A 24,645-nucleotide genomic window follows, 5' to 3' on the forward strand; every position below is an offset into this window, starting at 1 on the left:
CTTATTTTAAGTTGCCGTAATGCTTCTCGCAGCGATCGAGGTAAATCTCGGCGGCGCGATCGCCCGGATTTAATTCGAGGTATTGTTGGAAGCCTTGAGCTGCTTGATAAAACCAGTTGAAGTGGTAGAACAAGACGGCTTTTTCAAAGACCGTTTTATTGACTAATTTCTTTTCTTTCATTTCTGGCGGATCCGCCTCGAAAATTTCAAAGACGGAAACAAATTTGGATTTGCCTTTGACCTGGACGCGATCGAGCAGGCGCAAGGCGTATTCGGTCGGATGTCGTAATTTGAGAAAGGTATGGTGGGAAATGAGTAATTGGACGCCGTAATTTTTGGTCAGTCCTTCAATGCGCGAGGCTAAATTGACCGCATCGCCGATCGCCGTCCCGTCCATCCGATTGGAACCGCCGACGGTTCCGAGCATTAGGTTTCCCGTGTTGATGCCGATGCCAATATTGAGGGGAGAATTGTGCGATCGCTCCGGGTCTTGATTGTACTCTTGTAACAGGCGCAACATAGCAATCCCCGCTTGCACGGCTTCGTCGGCATTGCTACTAAATAAGGCCATAATTGCATCGCCGATATATTTGTCGATAAAGCCGTGATGGTCGGCGATCGCCCCTTCCATTCGGGTTAAATAAGAGTTGAGAAATTTAAAATTCTCTGCCGGGGTCAGCCGTTCGGAAATCGTTGTAAAATCCCGAATATCCGAGAATAAAACTGACATCTCTTGTTCGACGGAATCCCCCAATTCGACATCGACAATACTCTGTTGACCCAATAAATCTAAAAATTCATGGGGAACGAAGCGTCCGTAAGCATCGGTAAGTTCCAATTGCGCTTCTAACGATTGTTCTAAATCTTTATTCACTGCTGCCAATTGTTGGGTAAAGCGTTCCCGTTCCTCTTCCGCCTGCTTGCGTTCGGTGATATCTTGGAAGGCGACGATCGCAAACGAAACCTCGCCCTTTTCGTCAAAAATTGGCGTTCCCCACGATTCAATTGGAATGCGTTTTTCACCCCGTTGGATTTCGATATCGTCGGCGGTGGTTTGTTCGCCGTGCAAAGCGCGAATTACGGGCAATCGTTCGATGGGGTACAGGCGATCGCTCCCGGCAATATAATTTTGATAAACTTCGCTCACTTCTTCCCAACTCGCATCGACAACCCCGCGACCGAGTAATTCTTTCCCTACTCGATTGATATAGTACGGTTTCCCCCGACTGTCGAGAATTGAAATGCCCACGGGTAAAGCTTCTAAAAACTGTTTGAGGCGGCTTTCACTTTCTCTGAGTTCGTAATATAATTTCGCATTTTCAATCGAAATTGTGGCGATTTGTAGGTGAGTTTTAATGCGGGCGAGCAGTTCGTTTTTAGAAATTGGTTTTGTTAAATAATCGTTGGCTCCTACCCCTAAACCGTGAACCAGATCCGAGACTTGATTTTTAGCAGTGAGCATTAAAATCGGCAGCTCGGTAGCGGGGAAATGCTCGCGCAATTTTTGACAGACTTCGTAACCCGTCATTTTGGGCATCATCAAATCGAGTAAGACTAAATCCGGTTCGAACCCATTTTCAATTAAGGTTAAAGCTTCTACACCGTTGGATGCAGAGACGATCGCGTAGTTTTCTAAAGATAAATAGTTGGACAGAACTTGCAAGTTGACAGGTTCGTCATCGACGATGAGAATTTTAATTTTTTGCTGGTTATCTAAAGGAGTTGGCGATAAGCTTTGCTCGCTACTGAGAGCTTCGATTTCGACTTCATCTTCCGACCAAGATAAGGTTGTCAGTTGAGATAATTCGGAACGGCGATCTCCTTCTAGGGGAACGGCTTCTCCTTCGGCGATGGGTAAGCTAAAAGTGAAGCGCGATCCTTCGCCAAATGTCGATTCGACCCGAATTTTACCGCCGTGGAGTTCGACTAATTTTTTGGTCACCGCCAATCCCAATCCCGTTCCTCCATATTGGCGTGCGGTAGACCCATCCGCTTGCTCGAAAGATTCAAAGATGCGATTGATTTTATCTTCAGCAATCCCAATTCCCGTATCGGAAACGGTGATTTCGATCGCCCCAAATTCTCCGATCTCCGGACGGGTTTCTGGCGAGATCGCCGTGGCAGAAATTTCGACGACTCCCGCATCGGTAAATTTAATCGCATTACCGATTAAGTTATGAAAGATTTGTTGCAAGCGGTTTTCATCCGCCAAAATAGGAGGTAAATCGTCGTGAATATTATTGATAATTTGTAAATGTTTGCGTTTAATTAACGGAACGCTCAAGCTTAAAACAACTTCGACTATTTCCCGAAGACCGATCGGTTTTAATTGCAGTTCTATATTTTTATGGCGCAGTTTGGAAAAGTCGAGAATGTCATTAATTAAGGTTGCCAAACGGCGTCCGGTTTGGGCGATCGTTAACAGGTTTTTGCGCTGTAAATCGCTGAGTACTCCGGTGGCGCCGTCGAGCATCGATTCGGCGATTCCGATGGTTCCGTTGAGGGGGGTTCGCAGTTCGTGGGAGGTGTTGGCGAGAAATTCGTCTTTGAGTTTGTCTAGGTGTTGGAGTTGAGCATTTTTCGCTTCTAAAGATGCAAAAGAATCGCGCAGTTGACGCGCCATTTTATTGAAGGAACAAGCTAATTCTCCGAGTTCGTCGGTGCGATCGCAGTCGGGGGTTTCTTCCCATTCTCCACTGGCCAATTTTTTAGCAGCATGATTGAGATTTTCAATCGGTTTGACAATCCAGCGAGCAGTACGAGTTCCGACGAGAATCGCAATCGCTAAAGAAAGCAAACATAGCCCGATTGTGGTGCGGGTATTGGCGGCAATTCTCGCCATAAAATCGGCTTCGGGAATGACGACGACGATCGCCCATTTTAAGCCGAGATCGTCGTCTAAGGGGGAAACTTGCAGCAGTTGTTTTTTACCGTCGATTGAAAAGGTTAAATGGGCGGGTTCGTCGAGGCGATCGAGGGGGGGGAGATGTTGTAATAAGTAGGCGCTACTTTCGCGAATGAGGGGATTTTGAGACTCGACAGCTAACAGTCTTTTTGGTTCTCCTTCTTCCGGCGTGATAAAGGGAGATTCATCGGTGGAACTGGCGATCGTTTCTCCACCGGGTTCGACGATAAACGCAATTCCCGATTCGCTGATTTCTAAACCTTGTAAAAAATCGCCGATCTGAGATAAAATCAAGTTGGTTCCGAGGACGCCGACTAAGTTACCGTCCGGATCGTAAATCGGCGTGGTCGGCGTCACTTGTAACACCCCTAAATCGGCGGAAATATAAACTTCACTCCAGGTTTGTTTTCGTTCTTGTAAGGTCGTCTCGTACCAAGGGCGACTGCGAGGATCGTAGGGGCTAGATTTGAGAAATTCCTCAATATTTCCGCGATCGTCGAGTTGGTAGATATCGCGATTGGGTTCGGTAGATTCATCGCGAAATTTGACCACCGTGCGACCGTCGAGATATTTCTGTACGCCGATAAAGTTGCCATTTTTATAGCCTAAATAAATATAGTCAACGGCATCGGAAAGCTGAATTTCCGACCAAAATTGTCGCCGTACCGTCTCGAAATCTTCGATATCTAAAATTCCATTTCTGACCGAGGCGGCGGTGACGCGGTGGAGGAGGTGAGGGGTGGTTAAATAGTTTTGGAGATGGCGATCGATATTGTCGGTAATTTTATCGCTGAGTTGGTGGACTAATTCTTCCACCGATCGCTGTCCGTTGCGAAAGGAAAGATAACCTGTCAGTCCGACGACAGCGAAAATTTGCAGGATGAAGGGAACGATTAAGATCGTGCGAATCGGGACTTTTTTAGGAAGTTTCGCCAGCGCCATATAAATTCGGTTGACAATCATAGAAGCAATTCGTAAAAAATCAAATAAAATAATCCCATTCAGCGCGCGATCGCCCCTCAATCCTTACGGTTCTGGATCCGAAAAGGGTAGATATTTGTTTGACGATTTAATTTTATCGAATTCACCTCGGTAAAAACCCTCTAACCGAATCGGCGATCGCCAACCGATCCGTTGGAAAAGCCTGACTTCCCCACCCTGCATTGAGTGTAACGCCAACGATCGCCGAGATCTAACCCCCGATTCACCCCCGACACGAACCGCGATCGCCCGGGACGCTATGCCGTTGGCTTGAATTCTGATAGATTGGCTAATGCTTGGAATACTCAACTGTTGCCCAGTTGACCCGTCACCGATTGTAGAAACTTCAATGAACGTCATTCCTACTGCCATTCCCGAGGTCGCGATCCTCGAACCCAAAATTTTTGGCGACGATCGCGGTTTCTTCTTTGAAAGTTTTAACCAGCGCAAATTTGCCGAAAAAACTGGATTTACCGGGGAGTTCGTGCAAGATAACCACTCGCGATCGCGCAAAAACGTTTTACGGGGTTTGCACTACCAAATCGAACAAACTCAAGGAAAATTACTGCGGGTAGTTCTGGGCAGTATTTTTGATGTCGCCGTCGATATTCGCAAAAGTTCGCCGACGTTCGGACAGTGGGTCGGTTGCGTGTTAAGCAGCGAAAATCACCGTCAATTCTGGATTCCTGCCGGATTTGCCCACGGGTTTCTCGTGTTGTCCGATGTCGCCGAAGTTCTCTACAAAACCACCGATTACTACGCCCCCCAACACGAGCGATCGCTCCTCTGGAACGACCCGGATCTGGCGATCGACTGGCCCTTACACGGCGAAACGCCCATTCTTTCGGAAAAAGATAAAGCCGGAAAACCCCTGAACGCAGCCGATTTGTTTGCCTGATGAAACTATTAATGACTGGAAAAATGGGCCAACTCGGGGAGGAATTACAAACCGTCCTCCCGACGGTCGGGGAAATCGTCGCCGTCGGTCGCCACGAACTCGATTTGACCGACGGCGATCGCATCCGCGAACTCGTCACTACCGTCAAACCCGATGTGGTCGTCAACGCCGCCGCCTACACCGCCGTGGACAAGGCGGAAAGCGAACCGGATCTGGCGATGAGTGTTAACGGGACGGGAGTGGGTGTTTTAGCGCAAGTCTGTGACGAGATCGGCGCCAGATTCATTCACCTGTCCACCGATTACGTGTTCGACGGACGCCAAAGTCACCCCTATGGGGAAACCGACCCGACCCATCCCTTGGGAAGTTATGGGAAATCGAAATTAGCCGGAGAAACGGCGATTCGCGAGATCGGCGGCGATGCGATTATTTTACGAACCGCCTGGGTTTACGGTGTCGGCGGGACGGGCAATTTTGTGAAAACGATGTTGCGGTTGGGGGGCGATCGCGAACAGTTGCGCGTCGTTTGCGACCAAGTGGGATCCCCGACCTGGACCGGGGATTTAGCGGGGGCGATCGCGGCGATCGTCCGACAACAAATTCCCGCCGGAACCTATCACTACACCAATAGCGGCGTCGCGAGTTGGTACGATTTCGCGATCGCCATCTTTGAAGAAGCCCAAACCCTCGGTTTTCCCCTCAAGGTTCGATCCGTCACCCCGATTACCACGGCTGACTATCCGACCCCTGCAAAACGTCCGGCATATTCGGTATTGTCGAATCAAAAAATTGCCTCAGCTTTAGGAACTTATCCGCCTCATTGGCGACAAGGATTGAGACAAATGCTCAAAAATTTTGCAGTTTTTGGAAATAAGGTTCAATGAGTTCGTTCGTCTACCCAGCGATCGTGAGTTCAAACCACCTTTTTTCCCTACCGTCAAGATTTTACAATAGCATCAGTTCAGTCGATCGCCCTCCATCCTGAAGACCCAAATCTAAAAAAAATTATTATGAAAGCATTGATTTTATCTGGCGGCAAAGGAACCCGACTGCGACCGCTTACTTATTCGGGCGCCAAACAATTAGTTCCCGTTGCCAACAAACCGATCCTCTGGTACGGGATCGAAGGGATTGTCGCCGCCGGAATTACCGATATCGGTATTATTATCAGCCCGGAAACGGGAGAAGAAGTGAAAGAATTGACCGGGAATGGCGATCGCTTCGGCGCCAAAATTACCTATCTCTTACAAGAACATCCCGAAGGACTCGCCCATGCGGTTAAAATTGCCCAATCGTTCCTCGGCGATTCTCCGTTTATTATGTATTTGGGCGATAACTTAATTCAACGGGAATTGAACCCGTTTTTAGAACAGTTCAAACAACAAAATCTCGACTCTTTAATTCTCCTGCGTCCCGTGTCCAACCCGAGTGCGTTTGGGGTGGCGAAAGTCGATCGCAACGGGCGCGTTTTACAACTGATTGAAAAGCCGAAAGATCCGCCCTCGAATTTAGCCCTCGTCGGGATTTACTTCTTCTCCCCGCGCATTCACGAGGCGATCGCTCAAATTAAACCGTCCCCTCGCGGTGAATTAGAAATTACCGACGCTATCCAACAACTGATCGATACTTCCGCCACCGTCGAGGCGCGGACTTTAGAGGGGTGGTGGTTGGATACCGGGAAAAAAGACGACCTTCTCGAAGCCAATCGGATTATTTTAGACACCCAAATTCGTCCGAAAATCATGGGAGAACTCGACGAAAGCAGTCAGGCGATCGGACGAGTTCAAATTGGTAAAGGAACAAAAATTGTCAATAGTTCCATTCGCGGTCCGGCGATTATTGGCGAGAATTGCTATCTGGAAAATTGCTTTATCGGTCCGTATTCTAGTATCGCCGATGGGGTCACCTTAATTGAAGCCGATTTAGAGCATAGTGTAGTCTTACAAAGTGCAAAAATTATGGGAATCCATCAGCGTCTGGTCGATAGCGTCATCGGACGTCGCGCCCAACTAACGATCGCCCCCCGCCGTCCGAAAGCATTGCGGTTTATGATTGGCGACGATTCCCATATCGAGTTAACTTAGAATTCCGACTCATCGGGAGTCTTCAATTTTAGTTCACTCCCCCATTCCCGATCGCCATTTCCCGATTCTCCACTCCCTACAAATACCGTGATTTACTTTCTGACTGTCAACTACTATTCTACCGATTGGATTACCCAACTTTTGGCCTCAATTGAGGCAAATGTTAGCTTTTCTTATCGGTTTATTCTGGTGAATAATTCTCCCAGTGAATTGTCAGTTGCCGATTTAAAACGGGAAACGGTAGAAATTATCAATTCTCCCGATAACTTGGGGTTTGGGGGAGGCTGTAATTTGGGGTTAAATTGGATTTACGATCGCGACCCCCAGGGGATTGTTTGGTTGGTCAATCCCGATACGACGATCGCTCCGAATTCCAGCGATCGCGCCGCCACTTTTTTTAAAGATTATCCCGAAATTTCGATTCTGGGATCTTTGGTCTACGAACCCTCCGGGAAAGTCTGGTTTGCTGGCGGACAGTTTCAACGAGAAACCGGGGCGATCGTCGAAACTAAAACTTTAAAAAGTACCAAAAATGTCGCTTATTTTCCCTGCGATTGGGTTTCGGGATGCAGCTTGTTAATTCATCTGAAAAACTTTAAGAATTGCCCCCAATTCGATCCGGAGTTTTTTATCTATTACGAAGACTTCGACTTTTGTCGTCGCTACGCCGAGAAAGGTCACGCGATCGCCCTCTCTCCAGAAGTTCAAACCATTCATCATCCTTCGTCAATTGTCAATCGGAATTTATATCTAAAATACAAATACAGCACCTATAGTTATCTCCTGACGATGCAACGTCACGCCAGTGGATTTGTCTTATTTGTCCGCTTAATGCGCTTACTATTCCACGCGATCGCCCTCCTCGGCTTCAAGCCGAACGTGGCGATCGGCAAACTCGAAGGAATTGCTAACTTTTTAACGCGATCGCCCCAAGTTTCGTGACCGATTTACTGATTAATTTATCCTTCTTAATCCCCAAACCGACGGGAATCACGACCTACGCCGTTAATATTTTTCCCCATTTAAAATTTCTCGATCCGACCTTATTAGTCGGCGAAGGGATTCCCGGCTATTCCTGCTATTTAATCCCGTCGGATTTAACCCCAGAACAAGGAACGCGCGGCCATTTTAAGCGCTTATGGTGGACGCAGCAACAGTTACCGAAAATTTATAAAACCCTGCGATCGCGCCTACTCTTTTCCCCCGTTCCGGAAGCCCCCCTCGCGGCGAATTGCCGTTCCGTGGTCATGGTTCACGATTTCATTCCGTTGCGCTTTCCCAAACGGCGATCGCCCTTAACTTACTATCACCGTTACTACATTCCCCAAGTTTTAAAACAAGCGGTTCATATCGTCTGCAATTCCGAAGCCACCGCCCGGGATATTACCGATTTTTGCCAAATTTCCGCCCGTAAAATTACGCCCATTCCCCTCGCTTACGATGCATCTCATTTTCGCCCGTTAAACTTACCCAAACAAAACTATTTTCTCTATATCGGACGCAGCGATCCTTACAAAAACTTATCGCGGGCGATCGCCGCTTTTGCAAAACTCCCCCGGGAATTAGAGTGCGAATTCTGGATAGCCGGATCTCCCGACCCCCGTTACACCCCGGTGTTACAAAAACAAGTGGAATCGTTGAATTTAGACGATCGCGTTCAGTTTTTAAACTACGTAGCGTACGATCGCCTGCCGATCTTATTAAATCAGGCGATCGCCCTCGTTTTTCCCACCCTTTGGGAAGGCTTCGGATTGCCCGTTCTCGAAGCAATGGCCTGCGGGACGGCGGTGATTACCTCTAACTGTTCCGCTTTGCCCGAAGTCGCCGCCGACGCCGCGATTTTGGTCGATCCGTATCGGGTTGACGCCATTGCCGAAGCCCTCCACGCCGTCGCTACGGACGTTAATCTGCGATCGCATTTAGAGGAACTTGCCTTGCAACAAGCCAGTCACTTTAGTTGGAGAAAAACAGGAGAAAGGACGGGGGAAATTTTACAAAAGTATTTGTGAAAGGGGGGAATATCGCTATCTTCAATCTTGTTGTAAAATTCACGGGGTGTAAGGACAGGGCATAACCTTGTCCCTCCGGGGATTTGGCGACTTGACAAGGTCGAGTTCAGATTCAACGGATTGAGGACGGCTACAGAGAAGTTAGAAGCCGGAACTCAGAAGAGTGTGGGGCACGGATCTTGCCCGCCTGTAACCCAAGCTTCTCTCAAAAAGTTCAGAAATTTCGTGATTTCCACCTCTTCATCCTCACCCCCAAAACCCCGCGATCGCGCCATTAACGGTTTGTTGCCCCCATCCGGATTCGCCGTTGAGGCCCGTGTTTACTAAGTTATTCGCGTGGAAATGTTATTCTCCACAGTGAGTGCGATCTGTGTGTGGAGTGAAGGATTTTATGGTAACTTCTCCGAAATGGACCCAAAATGGAAGCGCAGCCAATTCGCCAATGAACATTACCTCCGTTCCCCTAGGCAAATCCGTGTTGAACTCGAAAGAAGCGATCGCGAAAGAACTCGGAAACGGTAGTGTGTGGAATGGAGGCGGCTTAAACCTTCCTAAAAGTGCGTTATTTGGAACCGATGGCATTCGCGGACGGGTGGGGGACTTTTTAACCGCCCCGTTAGCGGTTCAAGTCGGGTTTTGGGCGGGACAGGTTCTCAAAGCCCAAAGCAAGCGATCGGGTCCGGTGATTTTAGGACAGGATTCGCGCAACTCTAGCGATATGTTAGCCACGGCCCTGTCTGCGGGGTTGACCTCTGCCGGATTGGAAGTGTGGAATTTGGGCTTGTGTCCGACCCCTTGCGTGGCGTATTTAACCCAAGTGACCGAGGCGATGGGTGGGGTGATGATTTCCGCCAGTCATAACCCGCCGGGAGATAACGGAATTAAGTTTTTTGGTGAAAAGGGGACGAAACTTTCGTCGGAATTACAAAAACAAATTGAAGCGGGGGTTCGCGGTCAAACGAATGGTGGGATTACCAGCCTCACGTGGGGAAATTATTATCAGCGATCGCAATTAGTTAAAGAATACGCTCAATTTTTACAACAGCCCCTGGTGAGTAAAGAGTCTCTCGATGAGTTGCCTTTACAAGGATTGCGGATCGTTCTCGATCTCGCTTGGGGCGCCGCTTCCGTGTTGGGGCCGCAGGTGTTCCGGGACATGGGGGCACAGGTCGTTTGTCTGCACGATCGCCCGGACGGCGATCGCATTAATGTCGATTGCGGTTCGACCCACTTACACGCCTTACAAGCGGCGGTGAAAGAGTACGGCGCCGATATGGGGTTTGCCTTCGATGGAGATGCCGATCGCACCTTAGCCGTTGACGACCGAGGTAGGGCGATCGATGGCGATTATATTCTGTTCCTGTGGGGTCAGAAACTGCGCCAATTCGGCCAATTGCCGGGAGAGGCGATCGTCGCTACGGTGATGTCCAATCTCGGCTTCGAACGGGCCTGGCAAGCCACGGGCGGCCAGTTATTGCGCACTCCCGTCGGCGACCAACACGTTCACGCGGAAATGATCCGAAGCGGTTCGATGTTGGGCGGCGAACAGTCCGGTCATATTTTGTGTCGCCATTACGGCGTCAGTGGCGACGGTTTGATGACGGCGTTGCATATTGCCCGCTTGGTTCGCGAAGGCGGTGTCACGTTGTCGGAGTTAATTGAGGGCAGTTTCCAAACCTATCCCCAGTTATTGCGTAATGTGCGGGTGGAAGACCGGGAACGCCGCCTCGCTTGGCAGGATTGCGACGCTTTGCAACAGGCGATCGCCTCTGCGGAATTGGCGATGGGCGATCGCGGTCGCGTCCTCGTTCGCGCCTCGGGAACCGAACCCGTGATCCGCGTCATGGTCGAAGCCGCCTGTCCCGATTTAGCGGAACATTGGACTTCTAACTTAGTGATTGCGGTCGAACGCCATCTCGCCGCTTGAAGATGAAAGTTTTGATGTAAGTCTGTCGGTTTGAGGTGAGGCGGGCAAAATGCCCGCCTCACTTCTGTTTTCCTTGTGCTACCCAGTTTCAAGATCCGTCAGTTCAAACTTTCTCACTTTTGGAGGCGATCGAGGCTGGCTAGCACGTCTCGGCTGTGAAGTGAAGGATTAACGCCAAGAAAGCGCTCTTGCAAAATCCCCTCCGGATCGACTACGTAAGTATGACGCAGGGAATAAGGCGCCATCCACGAGCCGTAAGCCCGACTCACCGAGCCGTTTGTATCCGCCAAGAGCGGGAATTTCAGCCCTTCCGAATCGCAGAATTCGGCGTGGGAGTCCACCGAGTCGGCGCTAATCCCGAGAATTTGCGTATTGCGTGCCTGATATTCGCCTAAATCTTGCTGGAAGCGACGGGCTTCGATCGTGCAGCCCGAGGTGAAGTCTTTCGGATAGAAGTATACGACAACCCACTGACCGCGATAGTCGGAAAGTGAGATTTCTCCATCTCCGGTATGGGTGGGTAAGGTGAATTCGGGGGCGGGTTCGCCGATCGCGGGTTGCGCTCCACCGAGGGCTTGAGCGCCGGAGATTCCAGCGATCCAGGCGACCCCGGCGAGAACCGTGGCGAGGAGAACGTTGAGCAGTGGGCGGCGGAAAATCGCGAGCATGAGCTTAGATGAGGATATCAATCGAACTGTAAGATAGTTTAACGAGAATTGGTACTTTATTGACAACTTGCTTCATCGATCGCGATCGCAGTCAATTTCATCGAGAATACGGTTGAGTTTTAGAGAAGTTGTAAGTTGTAGAAATCCGATCTTTCTGAAAATGTGAGTTTATTCAATTACTTTGCAAGTTACTTTAAAATTGCCGCCCTCGCGGTTGTCTTGGGAGGCGCTTTCCCGACTTCCTGTCCCCAAGGCGCGATCGCCGCTCCTCACTTCGATCGCGCGGGCGCCCCGGGTTGCCAGGTTCGCGAACTGCCCCCCGCAGGCGATCGCTTCTACGCCAAAGCTTGCACGGTGGAGGGAATGACGGTTACCAGTTCCGCCCGGGTGAGCGATCGCGCTTTAGAACAAGCGGCAGCGATCGCCCGCCAGATGCTCGCTTTCCGTCCGGATATTCGCCGTAAAATGCTCCAAAATCATCTGCGGATCGGCATTATCGGCGTTCGGGAACAGACGACGGATCTCCCCGAATATCGCATTCTCAAACAAGAATATCCCGATCGCGACTGGGACCGCCTCACCCGAGGACTCGGCGGAACGCCGTTTATTCCCTTGGTCACCGCCGCCGAAGAGAATCTTTTATGTTGGAGGAGCGATCGATATTTCGGTGAAAATATATTCGTTCACGAATTTGCCCATACAATCAAAGATTTAGGGATTGTTTATCTCGACAGGACGTTTCAAGCCCGTTTAAATTGGGTTTATCGTCAGGCGATCGCCGCCGGATTGTGGCGCAATACTTATGCAGCAGTCAATCCCGAGGAATATTGGGCGGAAGGGGTACAATCTTATTTTAATGTCAATTTAGAAGTCAATTCGAGCAACGGTATTCACAATCAGATTAATACTCGCGAAGAACTTCGAGCTTACGATCCGAGGTTGTATCAGTTGATTTTTGAAATCTTTGGCGATACCCAGCTCGTTTCTCCCTGTCCCCTCGATCGAGTTGATGGGGAATTCTCCTAATCCCAATTTTCTCAACCCTCGATCTTTCTCATGTTTTTTGAAAAATAGTATAAATATCTAAAATTATTTCATGTCTTTTCAGTACGAACGCACGATTCGCTTCGCCGATACCGATGCGGCGGGAGTGGTTTATTTTGCTAATATTTTATCGATTTGTCACGAAGCTTACGAGGCGTCTTTAGGGGAATGTGGCATCGATCTTAAAAGCTTTTTTAGCGATCGCGCGATCGCCATTCCTATTGTTTCCGCTCATGTCGATTTCTTTCGTCCGATCTTTTGTGGCGATCGGATTTCGGTTGGGGCGATCGCCCAGTCTCTCACTTTGGACAGTTTTCAGCTAACTTACGCTCTCCACCCTCGGGGATCCCAATCTCCCTGTCTTGCGAAAGCGACCACCAAACACGTCTGTATCGACCTCGCCAGTCGCTCTCGTCAACCGCTTTCACCGCCCATGGCTCACTGGTTAAAACTTATGACTTCTTAAAATAAAGTGAGTAAAAACTCAAGCATTTTTTGTAAAAATTCATACTTTCTAAAGGAATGTTAAGAGATAATTTAGAAATAATTAAGAAAACAAGTCTTTTTACTAGCTCGTGCTAGTGATTTTTACTCAATAACCCACCCCACTATGACTTTGGAGACAGTTTTTTACGAACAGATTCGCAAACTAGGCTATTGGGATCGAACCGAATCCATCAATAGTTTCAACGCGAACCATCCCTTATCCCTCGCTTGGTCGAATCCGAATACAACCGTTGCGCCGGAAACGATGTTTCAAATCACCTGGTTATTAGCATCGACTCGCCGACGCCAACGCCTCAATCCCATTGACGTTCGCATTTTAGATCGAACGGCGGCGGATATTGCTTACGACGGTCATATTATCGCGGCGACAGTTTCTTACGTCAGCTATCTTTGGGAGCAAGTGTACCGCCAGGAGTTTCCCCATGCGGTACCCGAAAAATAGTAGCAGTTGCGGTTAAATTTTGCATTTTTTCTAAGAATTGTTTTTGCAACTGTTCTCGGTTTAATTTGCCGCGATCGTTGCGAGGTAATTGCTCGATCGCCCACCAATGTTTCGGACGCTTAAAGTGGGCTAAATTCCCCTCTAAAGCCCGTGAAAGGTGCTCGGGAGAAAGATCGGGAGAGCGAGGGACGTAAACGGCGGCGATCGCCTCACCCCAATCGGGATCGCTCACGGCGATCGCGCAGACATCTTTGACTAACCCCGTGGCGCGGATCGCCGCTTCCACTTCTGCGGGAAACACGTTTTCGCCTCCAGTAATAATCTTATCGCTATTGCGTCCGACGATTTGCAAATATCCGCGATCGTCAATATATCCCAAGTCGTCGGAATTGAAAAAATTGAAGTCAAATGGATTGGATGCGTTTCCCTCGTTTTGCGGAAAATACCCCAAAGCGAGGGATTTTGCCGCGATCGCCACCATGCCAATTTCTCCCGGTTTTAACGTTTCTCCCGTCGGGGTACAAATTTTGAGCCTTGCATGGGGTAGAACGCGACCGCTACTGTTATTTCCCGCTAAAAAGTCTTCCGGTTTTAAGGTGACGACCCCAGACGCGGTTTCGGTCATACCATAGGTCGGCGCGAGGGGAATGTTCAGGGTTCTTGCCGTGGCGAATAAGTCCGACCAGGCAGGGGCTCCACCGAGAAGAACGGCTTCAAAGCGGGCTAAATATGCTGCTGCTTGGGGAAGGGTTAACAAGCGTTGCAATTGGGTGGGAACGAGAGAAATAAAAGAGTTTGACGGGTTAAAATTGGGCGGAATTTGTTGGGGGATGGCTTTATAAGAGGGAAAAATCGCCAAGTTTCCCCCGGTGAGAAGCGATCGCCAAAACTGCATTAAACCACTGACGTGATACAGGGGTAAAACGCAAAAACTATTGACGCGATCGCGATCGAAGTATTCGCAAAACCCGCGAACGGAAGCGGTTAAAGTTCGTACCGTATGAATGGCGAAACGAATTTTTCCCGAAGATCCCCCGGTGGGAATCAAGATGCACGGAGTTTCGGTCCGTGGGGGGGTAAATTTGGGAAGAGGAGACGGGGAGTGAGGGGGAATGGCTGGAATGTCTCCCCAGATGAGATCGGGGCGGATGGCATTAAAGAGTTGCTGCCATTCTGGGGGTTGCCAGTGGGGATTGCAGAGGAAAACTGGGCAGTTTCGGGCGATCGCCGCCAGGAATCCGGCGAGAAAGGCGATGGGGTCGCGTTCGGCTAGAAAAATGACGCTTTGGGGCGCCACCGCGTCGAGTGCGGCGAGTTTGGCCTCGAATTGCTGGTGTAAAATCGCGCAGGCGCGGCGATCGCCGACCTGGAGACCGTCGGCGTCGATCCAGGAACAGAGGCGGGTGAACAGTGCGGTTACAGGTCGGTCCATAAGCGATCGATCGAGACCTCCTCGCCGTCCTCAAACCAGTGGGTGATACCGAAACCGACGGCGCGATCGCCCGGATTTTGCAATTCGGCGGCAATTTTGAGGGCCGCCTGTCGTCCGACCTGGGTTTCAAAGACCGAGGAAAAGACGGCGTCGATCGCCTGAGTTTGGCAAAATTGGCGCAATTCCGACGGCGACCCGGCGATGCACGGTTTAATTACGAAAATGCCGCGCCAGCCTTCTCGGTAAACTTGGCGCAGTTGGGAGAGTCCGGCAACAGATTCGTCTAAGGCGAGGGGAATGGCGAAGCGATCGGCTAATTGCAGCATTCCGTCGAGGTCGCCGACGGCGAGGGGTTGTTCGAGAAATTCGATTTTGAGGGGGAGATGCTCGATCTCGCCGAGGCGTTCGCAGGTTTCCAGCCAGCGACAGGCTTGGTCGTAAGTTAAGGCGCCGTTGGCGTCGAGGCGCAATAAGGCGGTTTCTTGGAGGAAACTATCGCGCAGCGATCGCACCAGTTGTTGAAAGCTTTTTAGTTCGGCCTCGATCGGCGCGACGCCGATTTTCCATTTAAACGTCCGATAGCCTTGTTTCCAGAGGATTTGACGGGCGATCGCCGCCCCGGCCCCGGCGGGGAGTAAACCGCTATAGGTGAGGTGATGGTAGGGGACGTCTTCAAATCCTAATTCGGGTTGGACGGCGATCGCCGACGGTTGGGTGCTGACAATTTCCCACGCCGATTCGATCGCGAACTGACAGGCCGTCAATCGAGGCGGGATCGAGAAAATGATTTCCGGCCCGATCTCGTGACCGAGTTGTTCGCAAAAGCTCAAGGCGTCCGCCAGGGTTTCCGACCCGAACCAGGGAACCGGGGCAATTTCTCCATAGCCGACTTTGCCGCGATCGTCGGTGAGGCGCACGATAATTCCTTCACGGACTTCCCAGGTTCCGTGGGGGGTGGTTAGGGGATGTTTGAACGGGCGACGGTAGGGACGAAACTCAAATTGGTAGCGCATCTACTTCTGGAGACAAAAATCGCACCACGGCGGTCGTCCAGTCTCTCAAGTTTTCAAAATGCACGGTATGACCTGCATTCGGCACGATCGCCAACCGAGCAACCGGACACGATCGCGCCATTTCCCGATTGATGGCTACAAATTTATCATCGCACTCCCCCACGAGCAACAGGAGGGACGCCCCGCAATTGGCTAAATGCGGCCATAATGACGGTTGATTGCCCGTTCCCATGTAGCGCAAGCAGGTGGCGAGTTCTGCGGGCAAATTGCGCGATCGCGCCGCCAACAAGCGCGGGAAGTCCGGATGCGATCGCAAGGACGCGAACAGGGGCTGGCGGTACCAATCGGTTAAAAAGCTGGTGAGTTCGACGGTTTCGAGTTGGGCGGCTAAGGCCCGATCGCGCTGGCGCCGTCGCGATCGTTCGGCGGCGGTTTTCAGTCCCGGCGAGGCGGACTCCAGCACCACTTTGGGGAAGCGATCGGGATAATGGACGGCGAGGTATAAGGCGAGGCGACCGCCCATCGAATAGCCGTACAGAAAGCATCGTTGGATGTGGAGGCGATCGAGCCAGGTGACTAAACCTCGGGCGGTCTCGGCGATCGTGTAATGTCGTCGGCCTCCGAATACCCGAGTTTGGCCGTGTCCGGGCAGATCGACGGCGATCGTCCGGAAGCGATCGCCCAAGGCGGCGATCGCCTCTCGAAAATTCTCCCCATTTCCCATAAAGCCGTGCAGCAGCACTAAGGTCGGACGGTCGCATTGTCCGGCGATCGTGGCATGAAAATGGTAGGGAAAGGTCTGATTCGATGCCCTGCTGCCGTTCACAGCACGAACCCGACTCCCAAGAGCAAACAAGACCAAAAATGGAAATTGACGGCGATGAATTTGCAGTTACTGACGCGATCGGGGCGATCGTGATAGGTTCCCACGTGGCGGCACAGTTCCACCGCCGCAGGCAATCCGGCAAAACTGAGCAAGGTCCACGCCGGAAACAGCCCCACGGCGACCCATACGGCGGTCAATCCCAGGCAGATGCCGCAGAAGATCGGGATCAGTTTCGCCCCCGTCGCCGTTCCCATCCGCACGATCGGCGATCGCTTCCCCGCCGCCAGATCGTCGTCTACTTGGTGGAAATGGGAGCAGAACAGGATTAAGGTCGTCGCCATGCCGACCACGACGGACACCCACAGGTTCAAACTCGACCAGGTTTGAGTTTGGCTGTAGTACGCCGCCGACATCCCGACCGGACCAAACGCAAAAAAGCACAAGAATTCACCTAATCCTTGATAGCCGAGGCGAAACGGCGGTCCTTGGTAGCAATATCCTAAAAAGCAGCAGGTTAAAATTAATCCTAAAATCGTCCAGTCTCGTTGCCACCAGCAAATCGCCAAAACTCCCGCGATTCCTAGAGTTAGACAGAGATTTGCCAACCAAAAAATTAACGATTTGTTGCCCGTTAAATTAACGAGGGAATGAGCTTTATTTTTATCGATTCCCGTCTCCGAGTCGAAGACATCGTTACTGAGATTTTCCCAAGCGAGGATTAAAATTGCCGAACTTATAAAAACGGAAAAGATTACCCAGTCGAGGACAGATGTTTCGTAAAAGGCGACTGCCGTCCCCACCCAAATCGGCACGATCGCCACGCTATACATGGGGGGCTTGATGGCGGCCAGCCATAATTTAGCGTTCGATCGCTCGATAGTCCGCGTAGTCATCAAACATCCTTAATTTGCACGTCCAGCCAGCCCAATAATTCTACAATACGGAAGGTCCGATCGCCCCAGGCCGTTAACTCGGCAAGGGGTTGCCCGGAGGTGGGCGATTCGCCGGGGCGATTCTCCTGGGAAGATGCTTCGCGATCGCCTCGCCGCCAAATTCGCCCGATGGCGTGTGCGGCGTCCGTGGCAATGCTTAGATAGAGAGAAGGGAGATGCCCTCGGGTCGTTTCCCGATGCTCCGTTCGCGAAGCGACTCCCAAGGAGTCAGGAGTCGCTTCGCGAACGACCGTCGAATCGAATCGCGAAGCTATAGGGGACGCCCTCGCCCCCGCACTCAACATCTGCTAAATTTTTCCATGCCAGTTGTACCCTCCGATGCCAATCTCTTGCAAGATCGCCGGGAACTCTATCGGTTCCTCGCCACTTGTCAGCAGGTCGCCGTCGAAAAACAATGTCCCCAAATTGCGAGTATTTCCCTTGAAGTTCCGCCCCTAGACCCCCTCGCGATTCTACAGGCCCTCGCCCGACCTTCGAGACTCTATTTTTATTTGGAAAATGGCGGCGAACAAGAGGCGATCGCCGCGATCGATTCGGCAGTGGAGTGCGAAGTCAGCCGAGGGAAAGATCGCTTCGATCGCGTCCGCGAGTTCGTGCGATCGTCTCAAAAAAATACGATCGCTACGGGCCTTCTCGATCCCCCCTTTAGTGGATTGCATTTCTTTTGTAGCTTTACCTTTTTTGACGATCCGTCTTCCGAATCTTCCCCCTTTCCTGCCGCCCGGGCGTTTCTGCCGCGCTGGCAAATTTCTCGCTCTCAAAACCGTTGTTTTTTAGCGATCAATACTTGTCTGCAATCCGACGACGATCTCGATCGCCTCTCGGAAAGGGTTTGGCAAGATTATCAAAACATTATCCATATTCCCTCGAACGCTCTGCCTCAATTCGAACCGCTTCACCGTTTAAATGGGTTTAAAAAGTTTTCCATCGAACAATTACGCAATTTCAAAGAATCGGCGATCGCCGCGATCGATGCCATTGGCGATCGCCAGTTTCATAAAATTGTTTTGGCCCACGCGATCGACGTCACTTTAAAAACTCCTTTTAATCTGGTCCATTCTTTACAAAATTTATCCGAACTCTATCCCGATTGCTATATTTTTGCCACCGGGAACGGTCGCGGCGATCGCTTTATCGGCGCCAGTCCCGAACGCTTACTCGGCATCCGCAACGGTCAACTCGTCACCGACGCCCTCGCCGGATCGGCCCCGCGCGGTCGAACCCCCCGCGAAGATGAAGCCCTCGCCCAAGCTCTTTTGGATAGCGAAAAAGAACGACACGAACATCGTTTGGTGATTGACTTCATCACCGAATGTTTGCAACAGTTGGGCTTGAATGTCGCCAACAACCGCGCCATTCCCCTCGTCCCTCACTTGCTGCAACTGTCCAACATCCAGCATTTATGGACCCCGATTCGCACCGACGTTCCCGCCAACGTCCATCCCCTCGAAATTTTAGCCCGCCTCCATCCGACCCCCGCCGTCGCCGGATCTCCCCAACAGACCGCCTGCGAACAAATTCGTCATTACGAACGCTTCGATCGCGGACTCTATGCGGCCCCCTTGGGTTGGGTGGACGATCGTGGGAACGCCGAATTTATCGTCGGGATCCGTTCCGCCTGGATTCACAGCAAACCCCAATCTCCTGCTTTTAATGCCTCTACTAACCCAGATTCAGGCGATCGCGCCCGTCTCTACGCAGGCGCCGGAATCGTCGCCGGATCTGACCCGGATAAGGAATTAGCAGAAATTCAACTGAAGTTGCAAGCTTTGTTGAAGGCGTTGGTATGAGAGATACGAACCAAGAGGCAAAAGGAAGGGGAAAGGAGGTTCACTATTTCCCAATCTAAAATCTAAAATCTAACATCTAACATCTAAAATCCCCCATCTCTCCATGCAACCTTCTCAACCCCTTATCGATTTTCGCAATACGAATACCGTGTGGGCGTCGATTTTGGTCGAGACCTTGTGGAGATCGGGATTGCGACGCGCTATCCTTTGTCCCGGTTCGCGATCGACCCCACTGACGATCGCCTTTACCCGCCATCGCGCAATTGAATCGATTCCCGTCCTCGACGAGCGATCGGCGGCTTTTTTTGCCCTCGGTTTGGCCAAACAAAGCGCGATCGCCACGGCTTTAGTCTGTACCTCGGGAACGGCGGGCGCCAATTTCTATCCGGCGGCGATCGAAGCGCGCGAAAGTCGGGTTCCCTTGCTCGTTCTCACTGCCGATCGCCCCCCGGAATTGCGCGACTGTCACGCGGGACAGGCGATCGATCAAGTCAAGTTTTACGGCGATTATCCGAACTGGTATGCCGAGTTAGCTACGCCGTCTCTCGATCGCTCCCTCTTGCAATATTTACGCGAAACCGCCATTCGCGCTTGGCGCCATACCCTGTTTCCCGTTCCCGGTCCGGTTCACCTCAATCTTCCCTTTCGCGACCCCCTAGCCCCCTTACCTCAACCGGAAGCGGCAGCGTTGGCCCCCGATTTTGACGCCGAGGGCTTTTTTGCTTCGATCCGTCCGCCGCAACGTCCCCAGTGGGAGTTGTCGGACGTGGCGATCGCATCGGTTCTGTCTCAATGGCAGCCGTGCGATCGCGGGGTCATCGTCGCCGGGGTGGCGCAACCGCCGGATCCGCAAGGCTACTGCGAGGCGATCGCCATTTTATCTCAAACGTTGGGATGGCCCGTTCTCGCGGAAGCTCTATCTCCACTTCGCAATTTTGCTCGCTTAAATCCTTATTTAATTTCGACTTACGACCCGATTTTACGCCATCCGACCCACGCCGATCGCCTCAAACCGGAGATGGTCGTCCAAATCGGACCGCTTCCCACGAGTAAGGTCCTACGCAGTTGGTTGGCGAGTGCGCAGGCGCAGCACTGGATCGTCGATCCGGGCGATCGCAATCTCAATCCCCTCCACGATCGCGCGGTTCACTTACCGACGGCGATCGAAGCTTTGGCGGCGCGTCGGTCTCCCGCTTCCACGCCGCCGCTTCCTTCTGCTTATCTCAAAACCTGGTTGGATTTAGAACGAGAAGGGCGATCGCGTCTGGACGAGACGATCGCTGCTCTGGATGGGGCGATCGAACCGAAAGCGGCGTGGTTGCTGTCTCAAGTGCTGCCCCCCGCAACGCCCTTGTTTATTGCCAACAGTATGCCCGTGCGCGATCTCGAATGGTTTTGGTCCCCGGGAAATCGTCACGTTCGCCCCTTTGTCAATCGTGGAGCCAATGGCATTGACGGCACTTTATCGACGGCGTTGGGCATTTGTCACGGCGATCGCCCGGGGGTTTTACTCACCGGGGATTTGGCATTTTTACACGATACCAACGGCTTGTTAATGTCCCGTCAGTTTGTCGGTCATTTGACGGTGATTTTAATCAACAATAACGGGGGCGGTATTTTTGAAATGTTGCCGATCGCCCAATTCGACCCGCCGTTTGAAACCTTTTTCGCCACGCCGCAAGCGGTGGACTTCGGCCCACTTTGCACCGCTTACGGCATCGAATACCAGGCGATCGCCACTTGGACGCAATTGGAAGCGCTTTTGCATTCGTTACCGGATCGCGGGATTCGCTTGCTCGAAGTTCGGACCGATCGCCGTCACGATACCCTCTGGCGTCGGGATTGTTTGTGCAAGCTCTTCTTTTAATTTCTCTCGTTGGTTTCGCAATTTTTGGCCAATTGTTAAGTTTTTATTCAATCGCCGCGCGCCGCTTAAAAAGGGGGTAGCGCGCGGCGAGTTTTTTTGCTAAACTATTTTTTATATAATGGGAATATTGCCAAAAAAATTAAAATTGCACAGATTTCCATTATATAAAAAATAATAGAACACTTTCAACAAAAAAGCCAGAGCCTCCCCCCAAAATGCCGCGCGAAAAGGTTAATTTTTGTTACAAAATCGCAAAAATATCCGGTTTAAGCCGGGGAAGCGCTCTCTAAAAACTCAGTCACTCGTTGTAAGTAAGTCTGAGGATCTTCGAGCATGGGAAAGTGAGCGGTTTTGGAGATTTCGACAAAATCGATGCGATCGCTCAAATTGGCGGCTTCTCGACCCATGGCGGCGGGAATGATCCGATCGTACTGTCCGGCGACGAGCAATACGGGAACTTGGAGGCGGGCAAATTCGCGGGGCATCACTTCGGTGGCTTTTTTAGAAACCGACGTGTAGATCGTACCGAGAGCGGCTTCGTAATCGGCGATCAGGAAATCTTCTAAAAAGGCGCGCTGTAAGGCTGTGGGAATCGATCGATGTAGAAAGCGAGCCATGAACAGGCGATCGACGAACGGAATTTTGGCCAACCAAAGCGGGCGGAATTTGACCACTTGGCCGCCCCATTTATGAAAGGCACTAAAAGCAGGTTCGTCGTACTCGAAAATGCCGCTACAGGTAAGGATGGCGCGTCGGACGCGATCGCCGTATCGGTTGAGAAAGAGGGTAGCGACGGAAGCCCCCATCGAGTGGGAGTTGAGATCGACGCGATCCAAGCCGAGTGCGTCGAGCAATCCGGCGAGATCTTCGGCGTAGGTTTCTAAATCGTATAATGCTTCGAGTTGAGCCCGAGGGTCGGCGAGGGTCGCCTCCGAGGAGTCCGGCGCAGTGAGAGGACGCGATCGCCCGAAGCCGCGCAAGTCGTACAGCAGGCAATCAAAACGGTCGGCCAAGGCTCGGGCGGTACTTTCCCAGTACCGGGACGAACCTCCCCAGCCGTGAATGAAGACCATCACGGGTTTTGACCCCGTAGGGCGATCGGTGCCGATCCACTCGTAATAGTGTTCGACACCCCGAACTGGAATGTAGGGCATCCTGACCGCTTGAGATCGTGAGCATCTAGAGGGAAAGGCAGCACGCGCGGCGTGCAGCTTAACCCGATCGCCGTCAAGCCGATTCCGGTTTCGGCAGGGAAGACGGATGCAAGAGCAGTTCGGCAGTCGAGCGTTTTTCGACCATCTCGCGGGTGATGAAACAGCGCGTCACATCTTTGCGCGAGGGCAGCTCGTACATGACATCGAGCATCAGCTCTTCGACGATCCCGCGTAAGGCCCGCGCCCCGGTTTTGCGGCGGTAGGCTTCTTGGGCGATCGCCCGAATCGCATCTTGCTTGAACTCCAGATGAACGTTGTCCATCTTCATGAGTTTTTGATATTGCTTGACCAGTGCGTTACGCGGCTCGGTCAAAATCTCCGTCAGCGCGTCTTCGTCGAGAGGATCGACCACGGCAATCACCGGAATCCGACCGATAAACTCGGGAATCATCCCGTATTTGACCAAATCGTCCGGTTGCAATTGCTTGATTGCATCTGACGCTCGTTTTTCCTTCGAGGCGGTATCTCCCGGCTGCACGAAGCCCATCGATTTTTTACCGATTCGCTGCTCGATCGTTTTTTCTAACCCGACAAAGGCCCCACCGCAGATAAACAGGATATTACTCGTGTCGATCTGGATGCAGTCTTGATACGGATGCTTGCGTCCGCCTTGCGGGGGAACGTTCGCGACCGTCCCTTCGAGCATTTTGAGCAACGCTTGCTGGACCCCTTCTCCGGAAACGTCCCGGGTAATCGAGGGGTTTTCGCTCTTGCGCGCGATTTTGTCGATTTCGTCGATATAGATAATGCCCCGTTGAGCTTCTTCTACATCGAGATCGGCCACTTGCAGGAGGCGCAGCAAGATATTTTCCACATCTTCGCCGACGTAACCCGCTTCGGTGAGGGTCGTGGCGTCGGCGACGGCAAAGGGAACGTCGAGGATATCGGCGAGGGTTTGCGCTAACAGGGTTTTGCCGCATCCCGTCGGACCGATCAAGAGAATGTTAGATTTTTGCAGTTCTACCGGATCGTCAGCCGCCACTTTTCCCGACTGTTTCGCCTGAGTAAAGCTCAAGCGCTTGTAGTGGTTGTAAACGGCGACGGAGAGAACTTTTTTGGCTTCATCCTGACCGATGACGTGATCGTCGAGATATTTTTTAATCTCTTTCGGCTTGGGAATTTGATTTAAAGACAAGTTAGCCGAGCGGGCCCGCCGTTTGGGCGGTTGTTCCGTTCGGGGGACTGGTTGGGGTGCTGCGGTGCCCGACTCAAATAGCTCTTCGTCTAAAATTTCGTTACACAGGTCAACGCATTCGTCGCAGATATAGACTCCCGGACCAGCTATTAATTTTCGCACCTGCTCCTGAGACTTGCCGCAAAAGGAACATTTCAGATGGGAGTCGTACTTAGACATAGACAGCCTCTTACTTAGCGTGCGGTAACAGCCTCTCCCGATTTCGGAAGACCCGGCTTATCGATAACGTTGTCAATTAGACCGTACTCTTTCGCTTCTTGTGCGGACATGAAGAAGTCGCGATCGGTATCGACTTCGAGCTTATCAAACGGTTGACCCGTATGACGGGCTAGCAGTTCATTTAAAGTCCGCTTGTGATAGAGAATTTCTTTGGCTTGAATTTCAATATCAATCGCTTGCCCCCGAGCGCCACCGAGAGGCTGGTGGATCATGATTCTAGAGCTCGGGAGGGACAAACGTTTTCCCGCCGTGCCTGCCGCGAGTAAGAATGCCCCCATACTAGCGGCTAAACCGTAGCAAATGGTCACGATCTCCGGACGAATTTGCTGCATGGTATCGTAAATCGCCATTCCGGCGGTAACCGAACCCCCGGGAGAGTTGATGTAAAGCTGGATCTCTTTTTCCGGATCTTCGGAATCGAGATAGAGCAGTTGGGCGACAATCGAGTCGGCGACACTGTCGTCGATGGGGGTTCCTAAAAAGATAATCCGCTCCCGTAGGAGTCGGGAGTAAATATCAAAGCCCCGCTCGCCCATCCCGGATTGTTCTACCACCATCGGAATCACTCCCGTATTGGTGGAGTAAACCTCCAAGGAACTGAAACTGGCGATCGGACAAGGGGACTGGGATACAAGCATAGAATCTGAGTAATTGCCTGTAGTCGAGCGATC

Annotated in this window: 21 protein-coding genes; 11 read left to right on the forward strand and 10 right to left on the reverse strand. The window is 51.6% G+C overall.

The window, feature by feature from the left end:
• Position 1 precedes the first annotated feature (1 nt).
• Positions 2-3,868: an ATP-binding protein gene (locus HCG48_RS16685; protein WP_168570166.1), complete on the reverse strand. Its 3,867-nt coding sequence runs from the start codon at positions 3,866-3,868 to the stop codon at positions 2-4.
• A gap of 367 nt (positions 3,869-4,235) precedes the next feature.
• Here HCG48_RS16685 and rfbC point away from each other — a divergent pair, with 367 nt between their 5' ends.
• The 6 genes from rfbC (at position 4,236) to glmM (ending at position 10,804) form a co-directional block, all read left to right on the forward strand.
• The gene (gene rfbC, locus HCG48_RS16690; protein ID WP_168570167.1) at positions 4,236-4,784 is read left to right on the forward strand and encodes a dTDP-4-dehydrorhamnose 3,5-epimerase; all 549 of its coding nucleotides are present in this window, start codon (positions 4,236-4,238) and stop codon (positions 4,782-4,784) included.
• Complete coding sequence (rfbD, locus tag HCG48_RS16695; RefSeq protein ID WP_168570168.1) at positions 4,784-5,668, forward strand: dTDP-4-dehydrorhamnose reductase; 885 nt, start codon at positions 4,784-4,786, stop codon at positions 5,666-5,668. The genes rfbC and rfbD overlap by 1 nt, the downstream gene beginning before the upstream one ends.
• 126 nt (positions 5,669-5,794) lie before the next feature.
• Positions 5,795-6,868, forward strand: a complete 1,074-nt coding sequence (locus HCG48_RS16700; RefSeq protein WP_168570169.1) for a glucose-1-phosphate thymidylyltransferase — start codon at positions 5,795-5,797, stop codon at positions 6,866-6,868.
• Positions 6,869-6,955: 87 nt separating this feature from the next.
• On the forward strand, positions 6,956-7,810 hold the full coding sequence (locus tag HCG48_RS16705) for a glycosyltransferase (RefSeq protein WP_168570170.1): 855 nt from the start codon (positions 6,956-6,958) through the stop codon (positions 7,808-7,810).
• Positions 7,807-8,877: a glycosyltransferase family 4 protein gene (locus HCG48_RS16710; RefSeq protein ID WP_168570171.1), complete on the forward strand. Its 1,071-nt coding sequence runs from the start codon at positions 7,807-7,809 to the stop codon at positions 8,875-8,877. Before HCG48_RS16705 ends, HCG48_RS16710 begins: the two co-directional genes overlap by 4 nt.
• 442 nt (positions 8,878-9,319) lie before the next feature.
• The gene (gene glmM, locus HCG48_RS16715) at positions 9,320-10,804 is read left to right on the forward strand and encodes a phosphoglucosamine mutase (RefSeq protein ID WP_168570172.1); all 1,485 of its coding nucleotides are present in this window, start codon (positions 9,320-9,322) and stop codon (positions 10,802-10,804) included.
• 113 nt (positions 10,805-10,917) lie between these two features.
• On the opposite strand, the gene HCG48_RS16720 is transcribed toward glmM, so the two are convergent.
• Positions 10,918-11,472: a peroxiredoxin gene (locus tag HCG48_RS16720; protein WP_168570173.1), complete on the reverse strand. Its 555-nt coding sequence runs from the start codon at positions 11,470-11,472 to the stop codon at positions 10,918-10,920.
• 162 nt (positions 11,473-11,634) lie between these two features.
• Here HCG48_RS16720 and HCG48_RS16725 point away from each other — a divergent pair, with 162 nt between their 5' ends.
• The 3 genes from HCG48_RS16725 to HCG48_RS16735 all read left to right on the forward strand — a co-directional run bounded on the left by HCG48_RS16725 (position 11,635) and on the right by HCG48_RS16735 (position 13,465).
• Positions 11,635-12,498 carry a hypothetical protein gene (locus tag HCG48_RS16725; protein ID WP_168570174.1) on the forward strand — a complete coding sequence of 288 codons (864 nt, stop codon included), beginning with the start codon at positions 11,635-11,637 and terminating at the stop codon, positions 12,496-12,498.
• A gap of 70 nt (positions 12,499-12,568) precedes the next feature.
• Positions 12,569-12,982 (forward strand): acyl-CoA thioesterase, encoded by a 414-nt coding sequence (locus HCG48_RS16730; protein ID WP_168570175.1) that lies wholly within the window; start codon positions 12,569-12,571, stop codon positions 12,980-12,982.
• Between the two features lie 144 nt (positions 12,983-13,126).
• On the forward strand, positions 13,127-13,465 hold the full coding sequence (locus HCG48_RS16735; RefSeq protein WP_168570176.1) for a hypothetical protein: 339 nt from the start codon (positions 13,127-13,129) through the stop codon (positions 13,463-13,465).
• Here the strand turns inward: HCG48_RS16735 and HCG48_RS16740 are convergent.
• Genes HCG48_RS16740 through HCG48_RS16760 form a run of 5 tightly spaced genes read right to left on the reverse strand, consistent with a single transcriptional unit; the run spans position 13,404 to position 17,973 of the window.
• A complete protein-coding gene (locus tag HCG48_RS16740) occupies positions 13,404-14,897 on the reverse strand; it encodes a 2-succinylbenzoate--CoA ligase (protein ID WP_168570177.1) in 1,494 nt (497 codons plus the stop codon). The two genes, HCG48_RS16735 and HCG48_RS16740, sit on opposite strands and share 62 nt — an antisense overlap.
• Positions 14,882-15,910, reverse strand: coding sequence for an o-succinylbenzoate synthase (locus HCG48_RS16745; protein ID WP_168570178.1), 1,029 nt, complete (start codon positions 15,908-15,910; stop codon positions 14,882-14,884). The genes HCG48_RS16740 and HCG48_RS16745 overlap by 16 nt, the downstream gene beginning before the upstream one ends.
• Positions 15,894-16,736 carry a 2-succinyl-6-hydroxy-2,4-cyclohexadiene-1-carboxylate synthase gene (menH, locus tag HCG48_RS16750; RefSeq protein ID WP_246259599.1) on the reverse strand — a complete coding sequence of 281 codons (843 nt, stop codon included), beginning with the start codon at positions 16,734-16,736 and terminating at the stop codon, positions 15,894-15,896. Before menH ends, HCG48_RS16745 begins: the two co-directional genes overlap by 17 nt.
• On the reverse strand, positions 16,733-17,629 hold the full coding sequence (menA, locus tag HCG48_RS16755; RefSeq protein WP_168570179.1) for a 2-carboxy-1,4-naphthoquinone phytyltransferase: 897 nt from the start codon (positions 17,627-17,629) through the stop codon (positions 16,733-16,735). Before menA ends, menH begins: the two co-directional genes overlap by 4 nt.
• The gene (locus tag HCG48_RS16760) at positions 17,629-17,973 is read right to left on the reverse strand and encodes a hypothetical protein (RefSeq protein ID WP_168570180.1); all 345 of its coding nucleotides are present in this window, start codon (positions 17,971-17,973) and stop codon (positions 17,629-17,631) included. The genes menA and HCG48_RS16760 overlap by 1 nt, the downstream gene beginning before the upstream one ends.
• 15 nt (positions 17,974-17,988) lie before the next feature.
• On the opposite strand from HCG48_RS16760, the gene HCG48_RS16765 reads away from it, so the two are divergent.
• Positions 17,989-19,479 carry an isochorismate synthase gene (locus HCG48_RS16765; RefSeq protein ID WP_168570181.1) on the forward strand — a complete coding sequence of 497 codons (1,491 nt, stop codon included), beginning with the start codon at positions 17,989-17,991 and terminating at the stop codon, positions 19,477-19,479.
• A gap of 103 nt (positions 19,480-19,582) precedes the next feature.
• Entirely contained in the window at positions 19,583-21,346 is a 1,764-nt protein-coding gene (gene menD / locus HCG48_RS16770; RefSeq protein ID WP_168570182.1) for a 2-succinyl-5-enolpyruvyl-6-hydroxy-3-cyclohexene-1-carboxylic-acid synthase, read from the forward strand.
• 266 nt (positions 21,347-21,612) lie between these two features.
• Here the strand turns inward: menD and HCG48_RS16775 are convergent, their stop codons facing one another.
• The 3 genes from HCG48_RS16775 to clpP all read right to left on the reverse strand — a co-directional run bounded on the left by HCG48_RS16775 (position 21,613) and on the right by clpP (position 24,540).
• Positions 21,613-22,500, reverse strand: coding sequence for an alpha/beta fold hydrolase (locus tag HCG48_RS16775; protein WP_168570183.1), 888 nt, complete (start codon positions 22,498-22,500; stop codon positions 21,613-21,615).
• 73 nt (positions 22,501-22,573) lie between these two features.
• A complete protein-coding gene (gene clpX, locus HCG48_RS16780) occupies positions 22,574-23,914 on the reverse strand; it encodes an ATP-dependent protease ATP-binding subunit ClpX (protein WP_168570184.1) in 1,341 nt (446 codons plus the stop codon).
• Between the two features lie 14 nt (positions 23,915-23,928).
• Positions 23,929-24,540 (reverse strand): ATP-dependent Clp endopeptidase proteolytic subunit ClpP, encoded by a 612-nt coding sequence (clpP, locus tag HCG48_RS16785; RefSeq protein WP_511048777.1) that lies wholly within the window; start codon positions 24,538-24,540, stop codon positions 23,929-23,931.
• Positions 24,541-24,645: the final 105 nt, after the last annotated feature.

Origin of the sequence: Oxynema aestuarii AP17 (assembly GCF_012295525.1) — a bacterium.
Classification (GTDB): Bacteria; Cyanobacteriota; Cyanobacteriia; order Cyanobacteriales; family Laspinemataceae; genus Oxynema; species Oxynema aestuarii.

Bases quoted from the DNA above. Each gene is read 5' to 3' on its own strand.
- HCG48_RS16685 (WP_168570166.1), bottom strand. From the start codon at position 3,868: ATGATTGTCAACCGAATTTATATGGCGCTGGCGAAACTTCCTAAAAAA.
- rfbC (WP_168570167.1), top strand. From the start codon at position 4,236: ATGAACGTCATTCCTACTGCCATTCCCGAGGTCGCGATCCTCGAACCC.
- rfbD (WP_168570168.1), top strand. From the start codon at position 4,784: ATGAAACTATTAATGACTGGAAAAATGGGCCAACTCGGGGAGGAATTA.
- HCG48_RS16700 (WP_168570169.1), top strand. From the start codon at position 5,795: ATGAAAGCATTGATTTTATCTGGCGGCAAAGGAACCCGACTGCGACCG.
- glmM (WP_168570172.1), top strand. From the start codon at position 9,320: ATGAACATTACCTCCGTTCCCCTAGGCAAATCCGTGTTGAACTCGAAA.
- HCG48_RS16720 (WP_168570173.1), bottom strand. From the start codon at position 11,472: ATGCTCGCGATTTTCCGCCGCCCACTGCTCAACGTTCTCCTCGCCACG.
- HCG48_RS16730 (WP_168570175.1), top strand. From the start codon at position 12,569: ATGTCTTTTCAGTACGAACGCACGATTCGCTTCGCCGATACCGATGCG.
- HCG48_RS16735 (WP_168570176.1), top strand. From the start codon at position 13,127: ATGACTTTGGAGACAGTTTTTTACGAACAGATTCGCAAACTAGGCTAT.
- HCG48_RS16740 (WP_168570177.1), bottom strand. From the start codon at position 14,897: ATGGACCGACCTGTAACCGCACTGTTCACCCGCCTCTGTTCCTGGATC.
- HCG48_RS16745 (WP_168570178.1), bottom strand. From the start codon at position 15,910: ATGCGCTACCAATTTGAGTTTCGTCCCTACCGTCGCCCGTTCAAACAT.
- menA (WP_168570179.1), bottom strand. From the start codon at position 17,629: ATGACTACGCGGACTATCGAGCGATCGAACGCTAAATTATGGCTGGCC.
- HCG48_RS16760 (WP_168570180.1), bottom strand. From the start codon at position 17,973: ATGTTGAGTGCGGGGGCGAGGGCGTCCCCTATAGCTTCGCGATTCGAT.
- HCG48_RS16765 (WP_168570181.1), top strand. From the start codon at position 17,989: ATGCCAGTTGTACCCTCCGATGCCAATCTCTTGCAAGATCGCCGGGAA.
- menD (WP_168570182.1), top strand. From the start codon at position 19,583: ATGCAACCTTCTCAACCCCTTATCGATTTTCGCAATACGAATACCGTG.
- HCG48_RS16775 (WP_168570183.1), bottom strand. From the start codon at position 22,500: ATGCCCTACATTCCAGTTCGGGGTGTCGAACACTATTACGAGTGGATC.
- clpX (WP_168570184.1), bottom strand. From the start codon at position 23,914: ATGTCTAAGTACGACTCCCATCTGAAATGTTCCTTTTGCGGCAAGTCT.